This is a genomic window from Rugamonas rubra (assembly GCF_900114705.1).
GTDB lineage: Bacteria > Pseudomonadota > Gammaproteobacteria > Burkholderiales > Burkholderiaceae_D > Rugamonas > Rugamonas rubra.
The window spans coordinates 1-13,905 of the sequence record NZ_FOTW01000051.1 but is presented as its reverse complement, the minus strand read 5'-3'; the positions used below and the strand labels follow the sequence as shown (position 1 = coordinate 13,905).

Below are 13,905 nucleotides of genomic sequence, written 5' to 3'. Positions count from 1 at the left end.
TTCACCTTGAACCGCTACCAGCGCTTCTTCGGCCGCACGCTGTTCTCGGGCATGGTCAGCGCGCCGCTGGTGATGCCGGAGGTGATCATCGGCCTGTCGCTGCTGCTGATGCTGGTGTCGGTGCAGAAGGTGTTCGGCTTCCCCGAGCGCGGCATGATGACCATCTGGCTGGGGCATACGCTGCTCGGCATGGCCTACGCGGCGGTGGTGGTGCAGTCGCGTTTGCAGGAGATGAGCAAGTCGCTGGAAGAGGCGGCGATGGACCTGGGCTGCAAGCCGCACCAGGTGTTCTTCCTGGTCACGCTGCCCAACATCACGCAGGCCTTGGCCTCGGCCTGGCTGCTGACGTTCACCTTGTCGCTGGACGACGTGGTGCTGTCGGCCTTCCTGTCCGGCCCCGGCTCGTCGACGATGCCGATCGTGATTTTCTCGCGCGCCCGCCTGGGTCTGGACCCGCGCGTCAACGCCGTCGCCGCGCTGACGATCCTGGCCGTATCGATGGCGGTGATCGCCTCGAGTCTGTGGATGGCGCGCGCCGAGCGGCTGCGCCAAAAGCAGGTGCAGGCCGCCGCCAAGGGCGACTAGCAGGCGGGGTCAGCGGGGTCAGTCAGCGGGGTCAGCAGTCAGCGGGGTCAGTGCCGACATTCGGACATTCACCGCGTGAATGTCCGAATGTCGGCACTGACCCCGCTGGTGCGCGCCGCCGAAGCAGGGTCAGACCCTAGGGTCTGACCCTAAATCCCACCCATGCAGATGTACTTGATGACCAGGTAGTCCTCGATGCCGTACTTGGAACCCTCGCGTCCCAGGCCCGACTGCTTGACCCCGCCAAACGGCGCGATCTCGTTCGAAATCAAGCCCGTGTTCACGCCCACCATGCCGCTCTCCAGCCCCTCCGCCACGCGCCAGATGCGGCCGATGTCGCGCGAGTAGAAGTAGGCGGCCAGGCCGAATTCGGTGTCGTTGGCCATGGCCAGCACCTCGTCGTCGGTCTTGAAGCGGAACAGCGGCGCCAGCGGGCCGAAGGTCTCCTCGCGGGCCACCAGCATGTCCGACGTCACGTCGGCGACGATGGTCGGCTGGAAGAAGCTGTGCCCCAGCGCGTGGCGCTTGCCGCCGGCCAGCAGACGGCCGCCCTTGGCCAGCGCGTCGGCGACGTGCTCCTCCACCTTCAACACCGCCTTCTCCTCGATCAGCGGGCCTTGCGTCACGCCCGGCTCCTGGCCATCGCCGACCTTCAGCTTGGCCACCGCCGCCACCAGCTTGGCGGCGAAGGCCTCGTACACGCCGTCCTGCACGTACAGGCGGTTGGCGCAGACGCAGGTCTGGCCGGCGTTGCGGTACTTGGAGGCGATGGCGCCTTCCACCGCCGCGTCCAAATCGGCGTCGTCGAAGACGATGAAGGGCGCGTTGCCGCCCAGTTCCAGCGACAGCTTCTTGATCGTCGGCGCGCACTGCTCCATCAGCAAACGGCCCACCTGGGTCGAGCCGGTGAAGCTCAGCTTGCGCACGATGGGGTTGCTGGTCATCTCGCCGCCGATGGCGCGCGACGATCCCGTGACCACGTTGAACACGCCGGCCGGCATGCCGGCCCGCTCGGCCAGCACGGCCAGCGCCAGCGCCGAGAACGGCGTCAGCTCGGCCGGTTTGACGATGATCGGGCAGCCGGCGGCCAGCGCCGGGCCGACCTTGCGGGTGATCATCGCGGCGGGGAAGTTCCACGGCGTGATGGCGGCGCACACGCCGATCGGTTCCTTGGTGACGACGATGCGGCGGTCCGGCCACGGCGACTGCATGGTGTCGCCGCTGATCCGCTTGCCCTCTTCGGCGAACCATTCGATGAAGGAGGCGGCGTAGACGATCTCGCCCTTGGCCTCGGCCAGCGGCTTGCCCTGCTCGGCGGTCATGATCAGCGCCAGGTCGTCGGCGTTTTCCAGCATCAGGTCGTTCCACTTGCGCAGGATGGCGGCGCGCTCCTTGGCCGACTTTTTGCGCCAGGCCGGCCAGGCCGCGTTGGCCGCCTCGATGGCGCGCTTGGTCTCGGCCGCACCCATGTGCGGAATGGTGCCGATGGTCGCGCCGGTGGCCGGGTTGGTCACGCCGACCGTAGTGGCGTCGTCGGCGTCGAGCCACTTGCCGTCGATATGGCACTGCTGGCGCAGCAACGATGGGTCTTTCAGGTTGAGCATGGCTACCTCTTCAATGGGTGGACTAGATGTTGTCGGCGGCGGCGCGCATGGCCGACTCCAAAATGGCCAGCGCCTCGTCCATCAGCGCGTCGCTGATCGTCAGGGGGAACAGGAAGCGGATCACATTGCCGTACACGCCGCAGGTCAGCAGCAGCAGGCCCTGTTGCAGCGCCAGCGTTTGCACCTGCTTGGTGAAGGCCATGTCCGCCTCGTGCGTTCCGGGCTTGGTGAATTCTACCGCGATCATGCCGCCCATGCCGCGCACTTCGGCGATCTGCGGCACGGCGCCGCGCAGACCATGCACACGCTCCTTGAGCCGGTCGCCCAGCACGCAGGCGCGGGCGCACAGCTGTTCGTCATCGATGATGTCGATCACCGCGAGCGCCGCCGCGATGGCCAGCGGGTTGCCGGCGTAGGTGCCGCCCAGGCCGCCGGGGGCCGGCGCGTCCATGATCTCGGCGCGGCCGCAGACGGCCGACAGCGGCATGCCGCCGGCCAGGCTTTTGGCGATGGTCATCAGGTCGGGCAGCACGTCGTAGTGCTGCATGGCGAACAGCTTGCCGGTGCGAGCGAAGCCGGTCTGGATCTCGTCGGCGATCAGCAGAATGCCGTGCTGGTCGCACAGCGCGCGCAGGGCGCGCATGAAGTCCTGCGGCGCGGCGTAGAAGCCGCCCTCGCCCTGCACCGGTTCGAGGATGATGGCGGCGACGCGCTGCGGGTCGACGTCGCATTTGAACAGCGTCTGCAAGGCCGCCAGCGAGTCGGCCGTGTCGACGCCGTGCAGCGGCACGGGGAAGGGCGCGTGGTAGACCTCGGTGGGGAAGGGGCCGAAGCCGATCTTGTACGGCGCCACCTTGCCGGTCAGCGCCATGCCCATCATGGTGCGGCCGTGGAAGGCGCCGGAGAAGGCGATCACCGCGCTGCGCCCGGTGGCGGCGCGGGCGATCTTGATGGCGTTCTCGACCGCCTCGGCGCCGCTGGAGAAGAAGGCGGTCTTCTTGGCGTGCGTGCCCGGCGTGAGATGGTTGATGCGCTCGGCCAGTTCGACGTAGCTGGCGTAGGGCACCACCTGGTAGCAGGTGTGGGTGAACTTGCCCAGCTGTTGCTCGATGGCGGCGACGATCTTCGGATGGCGGTGGCCGGTGTTGAGCACGGCGATACCGGCGGCGAAATCGATGTAGCGGCGGCCCTCGACGTCCCAGATTTCGCCATTCAGCGCGCGCTCGGCGTAGAACTGGCACATCACACCCACGCCGCGCGGGGTGGCGGCGTCTTTACGTTGCTGGAGTTCGGTATTGGTCATGGTCATGGTCGCGGTCCGTATCGGCAGGTTGGTCGTGGAGTGTTTTTGATACTACACCCCACAACGGAACCATGAATAGGGCCACAATCATCATATCGGTGGGTCCACTTCCTTCGCCGGCAGGTTGAAACCCTTGCGCCGCTCCCACCAGGCGCTGGCCAAAAACAGCGCGCCGCCGACCCACAGCACGGCCGGCAGCGCGTTGATGCCGGCGGTCTGCATCAGCACCCCGGTCAGCATCGGCCCGCCGCTGCTGGTGATGCCCCAACTGGCGTTGACCACCGCGCTGGCGGCCACCAGCGACTGGCCGTGGAAGCGCTCGCCGCAGGCCACCAGGGCCAGCATATAGGTGCCGCCGGCGGCCGCGCCCAGCAACAGCAGCAGCGTCCACCACAGCCACGGCGTGGCGGCCGCGAAGGGCAGCGCCGGCAGCAGCAGGCAGACCACCACGCCGCAGCCGGTGTGCACGCGGGCGCGGCCGACACGGTCGGCCAGCCAGCCGAGCGGGAACTGCAGCGCCGTGTCGCCCACCAGCACCACGGTGGCCGACAGCAGCGCCAGCTCGGTGGGAATGCCGTGGCGCAGCGCGTACAGCGGCAACAGGCTCAGGGCCAGCGTGTCGAACAGGGCGAAGAAGGCGGCGCCGGCGACGATCATCGGCATGCGCGGCAGCACCAGCTGCCAGGCGACGTGGGGATCGTCCTGGTGGCCGGTGTCGGCGTTGGAGATCAGGCCCAGTCCGGGCAGGGCCAGCAGGAACATGGCGCCGCAGGCGGCGAAGGGCCAGTCGATTTTGCTTTCGAAGGCGGCCACCAGCGCCGGCCCGACCAGCTGGAACAGCGTGAAGCTGGTGGTGTACATGGCCACCACCTTGCCGCGCGAATTGCCCGGCGCGAGGCGGTTGACCCAGGCCTCGCCGATGGTGAACAGCACCCCCATGGCCGCGCCGAACACAAAGCGCAGCAGCGCCCACAAGGTCAGGTTGTCGGTGAGCTCCATCAGCGCGGTGGACAGCGCCGCCGCCCACACCGACAACAGCATGCCGCCGCGCGGCCCGAAGCGCGCCACCAGCCGCGCCACGAAGGGCGCCGAGGCGAGGATGCCGATGGCGCTGGCGGCGGTGATCAGGCCGACGATGTCGGTGCCCACGCCGCGCTGGTCCAGCGTGAGCGCGGTCAGCGGCGTGGTCGCGCCCAGGCCCAGGCCGACCACGCCGATGCTGATCGCCAGCGCGAAGAAGTCCTTCCACGGCATGCTCTTCATCAGCGCACCCCCGACTGGATCACGGCGGCCAGCAGGCGGCCGTAGTAGACCACCTTCTCCGGCGTGACGTAGGCGTAGCCGACCAGCAGGCCACGGCGCACCGGCGGCGCCAGGTAGTAGGTCGACAGCGCCTTGACCTGGATGCCCGACTCGGCCGCCAGCTTCTCCAGCGCCACGTCGTCGACCCGGTCGGGCAGCTCGACCACCAGGTGCAGGCCGGACTCCTCGCTGGAGATGGTCACGCTCTGGCTCAGCTGCGGCCCCAGTTGCGCCACCAGCGTGCGGCGCAGCAGCTCGCGCCGCGCGCCGTAGGTCTGGCGGATCTTGCGGATGTGGGTGGTGAAGTGGCCCAGCGCGATGAAGTCGGCCAGCGCCGCCTGCACCATCAGCTGGCCGGGCCGCTGCAGGTCGTACAGCGCGCTCTTGAACGGCGCGATCAGCGCCGGCGGCACCACCAGGTAGCCGACCTTGATGCCGGGGTAGAGCACCTTCGAGAAGGTGCCCATGTAGAGCACGCGGTCGTCGGTGTCGAGCCCCTGCAGGGCGGCCAGCGGCCGGCCGGTGTAGCGGAACTCGCTGTCGTAGTCGTCCTCCAGTATCCAGGCGTTCTTGCGCACGGCGACGTCGAGCAGTTCGCGCCGGCGCGCCAGGCTCATCACCGCGCCGGTCGGGTATTGGTGCGACGGCGTCACGTAGATCAGCCGGGGCGAGGTGGCCAGGTCCTCCTGGTCCAGCGCCATGCCGTCGCTATCGACGGTGATCGGGTGCAGCGTCAGGTCGCGCGCCTGGAACACCCGGCGCGCGCCCCAGTAGCACGGGTCCTCGACCCAGGCGGTGTCGCCGACGTCGGCCAGCAGCTGGGCGCACAGGTCGAGCGACTGCTGGGTGCCGGCGGTGATCATCACCTGTTCGACCGACACCTTGACCGAGCGCGAGATGCGCAGGTACTCGGTGATGGCCTGGCGCAGCGGCAGGTAGCCGCCGGACTGGCCGTAGTCGAGCAGGTCGGCGCGCGCCTCGCGCCAGATGCGGTTTTGCAGCCGCTGCCACAGCTTGAAGGGGAAGGAGGAGAAGTCGGCGTCGCCCGGCGCGAACGGTTGGATCTCGTAGCGCGGCCCGGCGGCAAAGGCGGTCAGCTCCTCGCCCCGGCGCGACAAGGGCGCGCTGGCGCCGCCCTTGGCCGTAGCCAGCGCCGCCGTGTTGGCCGAGTGTTGCGCGGACCCAACGCCGCGCATGCTGGCCGAATGCGCCTGCAAATCGGCCACATAGGTGCCGCTGCCCAGCGCGCTGGTCACATAACCCTCGGCCGCCAGCTGCTCGAAGGCGGCGATCACGGTGTTGCGGGCGATGCCCAGATCGCGCGCCAGATCACGGCTGGACGGCAGTTTGTTCCCCGCGCCGAGCTGCTGTTGATGGATCGCCGCCTTCGCCGCCTCGTACAGGCGGCGCTGCTGCGGCAGGCGCGGATGGAAGTCGGCCTGGGCCAAAGTGTGGGCGAGAAGATCGGAGGCGGGAGACATAGTTTTTGAAAGTGGTTCCATCGATACGGTACAAGTGGAACTGACTATGATACCAAATCTGGCTTATGATGAATCAAGTTTCAAGCTTAATGGAAAAAATGTTAAGTTAAATGCTAAGTTAGCTGTGGTGGAAGCAGCGTTGAAAATCAGCAGTCGTCGTTCCCGTTCATGTAAAGCTCGCCGAGTGGCCCTAGGCGCCCGGCGAAATCAAGGTTCACCAGAGCCCAATGGATCGCAAAACAGCCACACTGACACAAGAACATCATGCCTAGCCCAATCGTCCTCGTCCCCGCCTGCATCAACCAGATCGGCAGCCATCCCTACCACACCGCGCAGCTTAAGTATGTGGACGCGGTGGCCAGCGGCGCCCACTGCATGCCGCTGATCGTGCCGGCGCTGGGCGCGGCGACCGACCTGGAGGCGTTGCTCGACATCGCCGCCGGCATCATGCTGACCGGCTCGCCGTCCAACGTCCACGCCGGCTTGTACGGCCAGGACGTGCTCGACCCGAGCCTGCCGCAGGACCCGGCGCGCGACGCCACCACCCTGCCGCTGATCCGCGCGGCGCTCAAGCGCGGCCTGCCGCTGCTGGCGATCTGCCGTGGCTTCCAGGAAGTGAACGTGGCGCTGGGCGGCACGCTGCACCAGGCGGTGCACGCGGTGGCCGGCATGCACGACCACCGCGAAAACAAACACCACACATTGGAGCAGCAGTACGCCGCCGCGCACCGCGTGCTGCTGGAAGCGGACGGCGCGCTGTCGCGCATCCTCGGCGGTGCCGGCGAGATCATGGTCAATTCGCTGCACGGCCAGGGCATCGCCACGCTGGCGCCCGGCTTGGCGGTCGAGGCGCGCGCCGGCGACGGCCTGGTGGAAGCCTACCGCGTCGCCGACGCGGCCGGTTTCACGCTGGCGGTGCAATGGCACCCTGAGTGGCAGCTGGCGCAGAACCCCGACTCAATCAAGTTGTTCCTCGCATTCGGCCAAGCGTGCCGGAATTATCAAAGCAAATCAGGGAGAGGCGCATGAAGACCTACGAGCAGTGGGCGCGGCGGGTTCCTTAGTGCCGCTGTCCGCATAGAACAGAAGTGAGAAGCGCATCGCCTCCGGCGGCGCGTCAGAATAAGATAAACGAGAGAGATGCATGGCTATCCGCGAAAACTTTACCTACACCGATATGGACCTGTGGCTGAACGAGAAGCGCGTCACCGAGATTGAATGCCTGGTGCCCGACTTGACCGGTGTCGCACGCGGCAAAATTCTACCGCGCGGCAAATTCACCCAGGAGCGCGGCATGCGCATTCCCGAGGCGGTGTTGGGCATGACCGTGACCGGCAACTACCCGACCGAGGACGGCGGCTACGACCGCGCCATTTCCAGCACCGACCGCGACATGATCCTGAAGGCCGACCCGACCACCATCACCATGGTGCCCTGGGCCACCGACCCGACCGCGCAGGTGATCCACGACTGCTACTTCGCCGACGGCCGCCTGGTCGACTTCGCCCCCCGCTCGGTGCTGCGCCGCGTGCTCAAGCTGTACGCCGACAAGGGCTGGCGCCCGGTGGTGGCGCCCGAGTTGGAGTTCTACCTGACCGCCAAGAACACCGACCCCGATCTGCCTTTGAAACCGCCTATCGGCCGCAGCGGCCGCGCCGAGACCAGCCGCCAGGTCTACAGTATCGACGCCGTCAACGAGTTCGATCCGCTGTTCGAGGACATCTACGACTATTGCGACCTGATGAACCTCGACGTCGACACGCTGATCCACGAGATCGGCGCCGGCCAGATGGAGATCAACTTCCTGCACGGCGACCCGCTGGGCCTGGCCGACAAGGTGTTCTTCTTCAAGCGTACGCTGCGCGAGGCGGCGCTCAAGCACGACATGTACGCCACCTTCATGGCCAAGCCGATGGCCGGCGAGCCGGGTTCGGCGATGCATGTGCACCAGAGCGTGGTCGACGCCAAGACCGGCCTGAACATCTTCAGCGCGCCGGACGGTTCGGCCGCGCCGATCTTCAAGCACTACATCGGCGGCCTGCAGCGCTACATGCCGTCGGCGATGGCGATCGTCGCGCCGTATGTGAACTCCTACCGCCGCATCGTGCGCCACACCGCCGCGCCGATCAACATCCAGTGGGGCATGGACAACCGCACCGTCGGCTTCCGCGTGCCCGAGTCGGGCGTGCAGGACCGCCGCATCGAGAACCGCATCATCGGCGCCGACGCCAATCCGTATCTGGCGCTGGCCGTCACGCTGGCCTGCGGCTACCTCGGCATGGTCGAGGCGCTGGAGCCGACCCCGATCACCGAGGGCAGCGCCTACGACCTGAAGTTCGAACTGCCGCAAGGCCTGCCGGAAGCGCTGCAGGCGCTGCGCGCCGAGGACAAGCTGCGCAGCATTCTGGGCGAGCGCTTCATCGACGTCTACTCGGCGATCAAGGACCTGGAGCACCAGGAGTTCATGACCGTCATCAGCCCGTGGGAACGCGAACACTTGCTGCTGCACGTGTAAGACCAAGGCGTGCGCGGCTGCCGTTCTGCGGCAGACCGCCCGCCGTTGCTGGAAGTCCGAACGAGACACCACTTACCGATTGATTTTTTGAGCTAGGAATCATCATGTCCGCAAACCCCTTGGCGCCCAGCGCCGCCTTAGTCGCGTCGGTAAAAAGCGCCGCCGCCCGTCCCGAGTTGTTCGACACCGCCGCGATCCAGCAAATGGACACGGCCCACTACATGCATCCCTTCACCGACACCAAGGCGCTGGGCGAGCAGGGCGCCCGCGTGATGGTGCGCGGCGAGGGTATCTACGTGTGGGATTCGCAGGGCAAGAAGGTGCTCGACGGGATGTCGGGCCTGTGGTGTGTCAACGTCGGCTACGGCCGCACCAGCATCTCCGAGGCGGTGTATCGGCAGATGGAGACTCTGCCCTTCTACAACAGCTTCTTCAACACCACCAACCTGCCGGCGGTGCAGTTGGCCACCAAGCTGTGCGAGATTTCGCCGCCGCAGTTCAAGCACGTTTTCTTCACCGGCTCCGGCTCGGAGGGCAACGACACCAATCTGCGCATGGTGCGCCGCTACTGGGACCTGCTCGGCTACAAGGAGCGCCACACCATCATCAGCCGCCACAACGCCTACCACGGCAGCACCGTGGCCGGCGCTTCGCTGGGCGGCATGAGCGGCATGCACGAGCAGGGCGGCCTGCCGATTCCCGGCATCGTCCACATCGGCCAGCCGAACTATCTGGAGTCCGGTCGCGGCATGACGGAGCAGGAGTTCGGCATCAAGGCGGCCTCCTGGCTGGAAGAAAAAATTCTCGAAGTGGGGCCGGAAAAAGTCGCCGCCTTCATCGGCGAGCCGGTGCAAGGCGCCGGCGGCGTCATCATTCCGCCGGCCAGTTACTGGCCCGAGATCCAGCGCATCTGCGACAAGTACGGCGTGCTGCTGATCGCCGACGAGGTCATTTGCGGCTTCGGCCGCTTGGGCAAATGGTTCGCCTCCGAGCTGTTCGGCATCAAGCCGGACCTGATCACTTTCGCCAAAGGAGTCACCTCCGGCTACGTGCCGCTGGGCGGCGTGCTGGTGGGTGATCGCGTGGCCGATGTGCTGATCGAAAAAGGCGGCGACTTCAACCACGGCTTCACCTACTCAGGCCATCCGGTGGCCTGCGCCGCCGCGTTGGAAAACATCCGCATCATCGAGGAAGAGAAGCTGGTCGAGCGCGTCGCCAACGACACCGGCCCGTATTTGAAGCAGCGCTTCGCCACGCTGGCCGATCATCCGCTGGTCGGTTTCGCCGACAGCTGCGGCTTCGTCGCCGGCCTCAATCTGGTGCGTTCGAAGGCCGCCGTGGTGCACGACAACGTCGAGTTCGATCCGGCGCTGGCGGTCGGCATGATCTGCCGCGGCTACATGTTCAACAACGGCATGATCATGCGCGCTGTCGGCGACCGCATGATCATCGCGCCGCCGCTGGTGATGACGCGCGCGCAGATCGACGAGATGGTTGCGCTGATCCGCCACTGCCTCGACCTCACCTATGCCGACGTCAAGGAACGCGGCTGGTTGTAGGGCTTTAGAATATTTTTCCACTCGTCGAATGATGGGTTTAGTATGGGTTTTGAAGCGCGGTGTACATGGATTTTGGAGACCATCCGGGCGCGCGTTTCAAAACAAATTGCAGATCGCGTTGGAGGATGAATTCAGATTCGATTAGGTACGGATTGGTACGATTATTGCTGGTATGTAGAAGTAACGTCGAATAAAAGATATCGCACAATTTAGATGCACTTACTCACACAGTATCGATAGGGAGAAACAAGAATGATGATGCCGAATCCAAGCTCGAAGCATATGCCGCAAGCTCGCTCGCAATTCAAGCGACACTGCGCCAACGCCATCAAACGCAGCATGTCCACCATCCTCGCCGCCACCGCAGCCGCCGCACTCCTCTCCGCCCCCGCCCGCGCCCAAGAAGAAAAAGTCCTCAACATCTACAACTGGTCGGACTACATCGCTGAAGACACCATCAAGAACTTCGAGAAGGAAACCGGCATCAAGGTCCGCTACGATCTGTTCGACAGCAACGAGGTGCTGCACGCCAAACTGGCCGCCGGCAAAACCGGCTACGACATCGTGGTCCCTTCCTCCAACTGGGCACGTTTGCAGATCGACGGCGGCCTGCTGCGTGAACTCGACAAGAGCAAAGTCCCCAACCTGGCCAACCTCGATCCGCAACTGCAATCGCTGATCGCCGCCAAGCTCGACCCGGGCAACAAGCACCTGGTGATCTGGCTGTGGGGCTTCACCACGCTGGGCATCAACGTCGACAAGGTCAAGGCCACGCTGGGCGGCATGCCGATGCCGGACAACGCCTGGGACCTGCTGTTCGATCCGAAGTACTCGTCCAAGCTGAAATCCTGCGGCATCTCGGTGCTCGACTCGCCGTCCGAAATCATGCCGGCGGCGCTGATTTACCTCGGCAAGCCGGCCTACTCGAAGAACGCCTCCGACTACCAGGACGCCGGCCGCCTGCTGCAATCGGTGCGCTCCAACATCACGCTGTTCAGCTCCTCCGGCTACATCAACGACCTGGCCAACGGTTCGCTGTGCCTGTCGCTCGGTTGGTCCGGCGATATCAACATCGCCCGCCAACGCGCCATCGACGCCAAGAACGGCAACAAGATCGAGGCGCTGGTGCCGAAGACCAGCGCCACCCTGCTGTTCGACACCATGGCCATTCCGACCGACGCGCCGCACCCGAACAACGCCCACCTGTGGATCAACTACATCACCCGGCCCGAGGTGCACGCCGGCTTGACCAACAAGGTCTTCTACGCCAATCCGAACGCCGCCGCGCTCAAGTACGTACGCAAGGATCTGGCCGAGAACAAGACCATCTACCTCAGTGACGAAGACAAGAAGCGCATGACCGTGCCCGAGCCGTACAGCTCCGACATCCGCCGCGTCATGACCCGCGTCTACACCAAGTTCAAAACCGGACTGTAAGCGCCCGTTCTCCCGTCCGGCAAGGCGCCGGGCGGGGCCGCCGCATGTGTTTTTGCGTTCTTCTTACTTTTTTACTGTGCCACTATGACGACAACCACAAGCCCGGCCAGCGAAGCCGGCCAACCCTTTCTGTTGATCCGCAACCTGGTCAAGGCCTTCGACGGCGTGCGTGCCGTGGACGACATTTCCGTCACCATCAACAAGGGCGAAATCTTCGCCCTGTTGGGCAGCTCCGGCTGCGGCAAGTCGACCCTGCTGCGCATGCTGGCCGGCTTCGAAACGCCGACCGAGGGCCAGATCACCCTGGCCGGCAAGGACATGGTCAACGTGCCGCCCTACCAGCGGCCGATCAACATGATGTTCCAGTCCTACGCGCTGTTCCCGCATCTTTCGGTATGGGACAACATCGCCTTCGGCCTGCGCCGCGACGGCCTGCCGGCCGACGAGGTGGCGGTGCGCGTGACGCAGATGCTGGCCCTGGTCCAGCTGACCGCCTACGGCAAGCGCAAGCCGCACCAGCTCTCCGGCGGGCAGCAGCAGCGTGTGGCGCTGGCGCGTAGTCTCGCCAAGCGCCCCAAGCTGCTGCTGCTCGACGAGCCGCTCGGCGCGCTCGACAAGAAGCTGCGCGAGCGCACCCAGATGGAGCTGGTCAACATCATCGAGCAGGTCGGCGTCACCTGCGTGATGGTCACCCACGACCAGGACGAGGCGATGAGCATGGCCACCCGCATCGCGGTGATGAGCGAGGGCCGCATCCTGCAGGTCGGCGCGCCGGGGGAAATCTACGAGACGCCCAACTGCCGCTTCGTCGCCGACTTCATCGGCAGCGTCAATCTGTTCAAGGGCCACGTCAAAGTCGACGAGCCGGACCACGTCATCATCGAGTCGCCGGAAGGGCGCCACTACGTCAACCACGGCATCACCGGCACCATGGGCATGGAGGTGGCGGTGGCGGTGCGGCCGGAGAAGATCTGCATCCAGCTGGAGGAGCCGACCCTGGACCAGCGCGCCAGCGCCGCCGAGCAGGGCTTCAACTGCGCCTCCGGCGTGATCACCGCGATGGCCTACTTCGGCAACGAGACCAGCTACCACGTCACGCTCGACAGCGGCATGGTGCTGCGCGTCTCGCGCACCAACGCGGCGCGCCACCAGAGCACCCAGCTGAACCGCGACCAGCGCGTGTTCGCCTGGTGGGACGGCGCCGACATCGTGGTCCTGACCAGCTGAGCGCCGCCATGAAAAAATCATTCATCATGGATTTCCTCAAGCTGCGCTGGATCACCGGCCGCCGGCTGGTGATCGCCGTGCCATTTGCGTGGCTGGCCTGCGCCTTCCTGGTGCCGTTCCTGATCGTCGCGCGCATCAGCTTCACCGAGGCCGACGCCGGCGGCAACCCCTTCGGCACCTTGATGACCTTGGTCGACGGCGTGATCACCTTCAAGGTCAAGATATCGAACTACCTGTTCATCCTGCAGGACGACTTGTACGTGCTGACCTACCTCAGCTCCCTCAAGTACGCCGCCATCACCACCTTGCTGTGCCTGACCATCGGCTACCCCTTCGCCTACTTCATGGCGCGTTCGCGGCCGACCATTCGTCCGGTGCTGATGATGATGGTGATGCTGCCGTTCTGGACCTCCTTCCTGCTGCGCATCTACGCCTGGAAGGGCATCCTGGCCAACAACGGGATTTTGAACCACCTGTTGATTGGCGTCGGCATCATCAACGAGCCGCTGCACATGATGAACACCCCGTTCTCGCTGGTGATCGGCATGACCTACGCCTATCTGCCCTTCATGATCCTGCCGCTGTACGCCAACCTGGTGAAGATGGACGTGCGCTTCCTCGAGGCTGCCGCCGACCTGGGCGCCACGCCGCTGCAAACCTTCTGGCGCATCACCGTGCCGCTGTCGAAGTCCGGCATCATCGCCGGCTCCATGCTGGTGTTCATTCCGGCCGTCGGCGAGTACGTGATTCCCGAGCTGCTCGGCGGCCCGGAGACGCTGATGATCGGCCACGTGCTGTGGGACGAGTTCTTCACCAATAACGACTGGCCGATGGCCTCCTCGGTGACGGTGGTGGTGATCCTGCTGATCCTGGTGCCGATGGCGATCTTCAA

At 65.6% G+C, this 13,905-nt stretch carries 11 protein-coding genes; 7 read left to right on the top strand and 4 right to left on the bottom strand.

Annotated features, from left to right (window positions below; translation table 11 throughout):
• Positions 1-585, top strand: a 585-nt coding sequence (locus BM252_RS29205) for an ABC transporter permease subunit (protein WP_093391269.1), incomplete at its 5' end; no start/stop codon positions are given.
• 149 nt (positions 586-734) lie between these two features.
• Here BM252_RS29205 and gabD read toward each other — a convergent pair.
• From gabD to pdxR, 4 genes are all read right to left on the bottom strand, one after another.
• Entirely contained in the window at positions 735-2,189 is a 1,455-nt protein-coding gene (gabD, locus tag BM252_RS29200; protein WP_093391265.1) for an NADP-dependent succinate-semialdehyde dehydrogenase, read from the bottom strand.
• A 22-nt stretch (positions 2,190-2,211) separates the two neighbouring features.
• Positions 2,212-3,498, bottom strand: a complete 1,287-nt coding sequence (locus BM252_RS29195) for a 4-aminobutyrate--2-oxoglutarate transaminase (protein WP_174900722.1) — start codon at positions 3,496-3,498, stop codon at positions 2,212-2,214.
• A gap of 84 nt (positions 3,499-3,582) precedes the next feature.
• Positions 3,583-4,755, bottom strand: a complete 1,173-nt coding sequence (locus BM252_RS29190) for an MFS transporter (protein WP_093391263.1) — start codon at positions 4,753-4,755, stop codon at positions 3,583-3,585.
• Complete coding sequence (gene pdxR / locus BM252_RS29185) at positions 4,755-6,275, bottom strand: MocR-like pyridoxine biosynthesis transcription factor PdxR (RefSeq protein ID WP_093391262.1); 1,521 nt, start codon at positions 6,273-6,275, stop codon at positions 4,755-4,757. The genes BM252_RS29190 and pdxR overlap by 1 nt, the downstream gene beginning before the upstream one ends.
• 264 nt (positions 6,276-6,539) lie before the next feature.
• Between pdxR and BM252_RS29180 the strand changes: the two genes are divergently transcribed.
• The 6 genes from BM252_RS29180 to BM252_RS29155 all read left to right on the top strand — a co-directional run.
• Positions 6,540-7,304: a gamma-glutamyl-gamma-aminobutyrate hydrolase family protein gene (locus tag BM252_RS29180; RefSeq protein WP_093391260.1), complete on the top strand. Its 765-nt coding sequence runs from the start codon at positions 6,540-6,542 to the stop codon at positions 7,302-7,304.
• 115 nt (positions 7,305-7,419) lie between these two features.
• Positions 7,420-8,790, top strand: a complete 1,371-nt coding sequence (locus BM252_RS29175) for a glutamine synthetase family protein (RefSeq protein ID WP_093391259.1) — start codon at positions 7,420-7,422, stop codon at positions 8,788-8,790.
• Between the two features lie 104 nt (positions 8,791-8,894).
• A complete protein-coding gene (locus BM252_RS29170) occupies positions 8,895-10,349 on the top strand; it encodes an aspartate aminotransferase family protein (RefSeq protein WP_093391257.1) in 1,455 nt (484 codons plus the stop codon).
• A 339-nt stretch (positions 10,350-10,688) separates the two neighbouring features.
• On the top strand, positions 10,689-11,786 hold the full coding sequence (locus BM252_RS29165) for a polyamine ABC transporter substrate-binding protein (RefSeq protein WP_093391266.1): 1,098 nt from the start codon (positions 10,689-10,691) through the stop codon (positions 11,784-11,786).
• Between the two features lie 84 nt (positions 11,787-11,870).
• A complete protein-coding gene (locus tag BM252_RS29160; protein ID WP_093391256.1) occupies positions 11,871-13,013 on the top strand; it encodes an ABC transporter ATP-binding protein in 1,143 nt (380 codons plus the stop codon).
• An 8-nt stretch (positions 13,014-13,021) separates the two neighbouring features.
• Positions 13,022-13,905 (top strand): ABC transporter permease subunit (locus tag BM252_RS29155; protein ID WP_245774500.1); only part of this gene is annotated, 884 nt, incomplete at its 3' end.

Bases quoted from the DNA above. Each gene is read 5' to 3' on its own strand.
- gabD (WP_093391265.1), bottom strand. From the start codon at position 2,189: ATGCTCAACCTGAAAGACCCATCGTTGCTGCGCCAGCAGTGCCATATC.
- BM252_RS29195 (WP_174900722.1), bottom strand. From the start codon at position 3,498: ATGACCATGACCAATACCGAACTCCAGCAACGTAAAGACGCCGCCACC.
- BM252_RS29190 (WP_093391263.1), bottom strand. From the start codon at position 4,755: ATGAAGAGCATGCCGTGGAAGGACTTCTTCGCGCTGGCGATCAGCATC.
- pdxR (WP_093391262.1), bottom strand. From the start codon at position 6,275: ATGTCTCCCGCCTCCGATCTTCTCGCCCACACTTTGGCCCAGGCCGAC.
- BM252_RS29180 (WP_093391260.1), top strand. From the start codon at position 6,540: ATGCCTAGCCCAATCGTCCTCGTCCCCGCCTGCATCAACCAGATCGGC.
- BM252_RS29175 (WP_093391259.1), top strand. From the start codon at position 7,420: ATGGCTATCCGCGAAAACTTTACCTACACCGATATGGACCTGTGGCTG.
- BM252_RS29170 (WP_093391257.1), top strand. From the start codon at position 8,895: ATGTCCGCAAACCCCTTGGCGCCCAGCGCCGCCTTAGTCGCGTCGGTA.
- BM252_RS29165 (WP_093391266.1), top strand. From the start codon at position 10,689: ATGTCCACCATCCTCGCCGCCACCGCAGCCGCCGCACTCCTCTCCGCC.
- BM252_RS29160 (WP_093391256.1), top strand. From the start codon at position 11,871: ATGACGACAACCACAAGCCCGGCCAGCGAAGCCGGCCAACCCTTTCTG.